The organism is Kitasatospora putterlickiae (genome assembly GCF_039527695.1).
GTDB classification, from domain to species: Bacteria; Actinomycetota; Actinomycetes; order Streptomycetales; family Streptomycetaceae; genus Kitasatospora; species Kitasatospora putterlickiae.
The window spans coordinates 1-1600 of record NZ_BAAAKJ010000123.1 but is presented as its reverse complement, the minus strand read 5'-3'; the positions used below and the strand labels follow the sequence as shown (position 1 = coordinate 1600).

At 78.0% G+C, this 1600-nt stretch carries 2 protein-coding genes and 1 pseudogene; all 3 read right to left on the bottom strand.

The features are described 5' to 3' along the window. Positions 1 to 45 precede the first annotated feature (45 nt). Entirely contained in the window at positions 46 to 300 is a 255-nt protein-coding gene (locus ABD308_RS13105; protein ID WP_344332927.1) for a DUF4244 domain-containing protein, read from the bottom strand. Positions 301 to 362: 62 nt separating this feature from the next. Further along, the gene (locus ABD308_RS13100; protein WP_344332926.1) at positions 363 to 1157 is read right to left on the bottom strand and encodes a type II secretion system F family protein; all 795 of its coding nucleotides are present in this window, start codon (positions 1155 to 1157) and stop codon (positions 363 to 365) included. After that, positions 1154 to 1600: pseudogene (locus ABD308_RS13095) on the bottom strand (hypothetical protein); the annotation flags it as partial. The gene ABD308_RS13100 and the pseudogene ABD308_RS13095, both read right to left, overlap by 4 nt.

The following is a 1600-nucleotide window of genomic DNA, read 5'->3' as shown; positions in this document are numbered from 1 at the left end:
AACCCGCCGTCGCCACGCCGCCGTCGCTGCCGCCACGACGGCCGGTCAGGTCGCATGGAGCGCCCGGTCCAGGGCGCCGGCCAGCGCCTCAAGCACGGCCGTGCTGGTCGCCACCTTGTACAGCCCGGCCGCCAGGGCGCACGCGCCCAGCGTGCCGACCGCGTACTCCGCGGTCGTCATCCCCGCGTCCGAGCCGCCACGGTCACGGATCCGTCGCCCGATCGCGGGCCGGAGCGCGGGCCGGACCCGGCGGGTGGCCCCGGAAGCGACGACGGCCGCGGACTTGATCGTCACGTTCATGGTTTTCCTCCTTGCATCGGTTCGGTTTGGTGTTCGATTCGGTCTTCGGTGCTCGGTGCTCGTCACATCGCGTGTGAGAAGCGGCTGGTGAGCCCCATGACCACCGGGGCGACACCGACCAGGACGAACGCCGGCAGGAAGCACAGCCCGAGCGGCGCCGTCGCGAGCACCCCGGCCCGGCGGACCCGGGTGTGCGCCATCCGGACGGCCTCCGCCCGCCGACCGCTCGCGAGCCCGGAGAGCGCCGCCGACGCCGGAGCACCGCTCAGGCTCGTCCGGACCAGGCACCGGGCCAGCGGTGCCAGTGGCGGATGCTCCTCGCCGAGCCGGCGCCAGCAGTCCTCCGGCGGTGAGCCCAGGGCGAGTTCGGCCGCCGTCGACAGCAGCCGCGGACCCATGGGGGCGTCCACGCTCGCGCCGACCGCCGCCACGGCCGCCGCCGGCGAGGCCGCCGATGCGAGACAGGCCGCCAACAGCTCGGCCGTGAGCGGCAGCTGCCGCACCAGCCGCTCCTCCTCCAGCACGGCGCGCCGCTCCGCGGGGGACCTCGCCCGGGGCATCCAGCGGTGCAGCCCGACCGCCAGCAGGCCGCCCACCAGAAGGCCTCCTGGTCCGCCGAGGAAGGCCGCCGCCCCGAGCCCGGCCGCCACCGCCGTCGCCGCCCGCCGAACCCACCCGGGCAGGACGGGACTGCCCCGTGCCGCCGGCCACCGATCGGCCGGCCACAGCCGGACCTGGTCCCCCGTGCCCAGCAGCACCTCGGCTCTCCGCCGCGCCCGCCACCCGTGCCGGGCCTGACCGCCGGCCGCCGCGACCAGCAGCGCCCCCAGGCCGGCCGACGCCTCCGACCAGGTCATCCGCACCCCACCTCCCGGCGGAACGCGTCACTCGGCCGACCGGGCCGGGCGCGGATGCGGCTGATCCCGCACCTCCACTCCTCCGGGCGCGGCTCGGCCTTCCGCACCGGGGCGCAGCCCAGGGCGCCCTCGGCGGCCGCCCGGACGATGCGGCCCGTCCAGAGCAGGCCCAGCGCCTCCAAGGCGGTGCCCGCCGCCAGGGCGGCCAGCCCGCCGGGCGTGTGGAGCAGCACCTCCAGCGGTCCGGCCCCGAGGCCCGCGCCCAGCAGCAGTCCGGCGAGCGGCAGGGCCGCCAGTACCGCGATCGTGGTGCGCGGCGCCGCCAGCTCGGCGCCGATCTCCTCCGCCAGGGCGCGCTCGACGCGCAGGGCTTCGGCCACCCCGTCCAACCCGGCCGCCAGTCCCGACCCGCCGGTGGCGGCGACCTCCCAGCAGGCGGCGAC

Excerpts from the sequence above, each read along its gene's own strand:
- ABD308_RS13105 (WP_344332927.1), bottom strand. The coding sequence starts at position 300 with ATGAACGTGACGATCAAGTCCGCGGCCGTCGTCGCTTCCGGGGCCACC.
- ABD308_RS13100 (WP_344332926.1), bottom strand. The coding sequence starts at position 1,157 with ATGACCTGGTCGGAGGCGTCGGCCGGCCTGGGGGCGCTGCTGGTCGCG.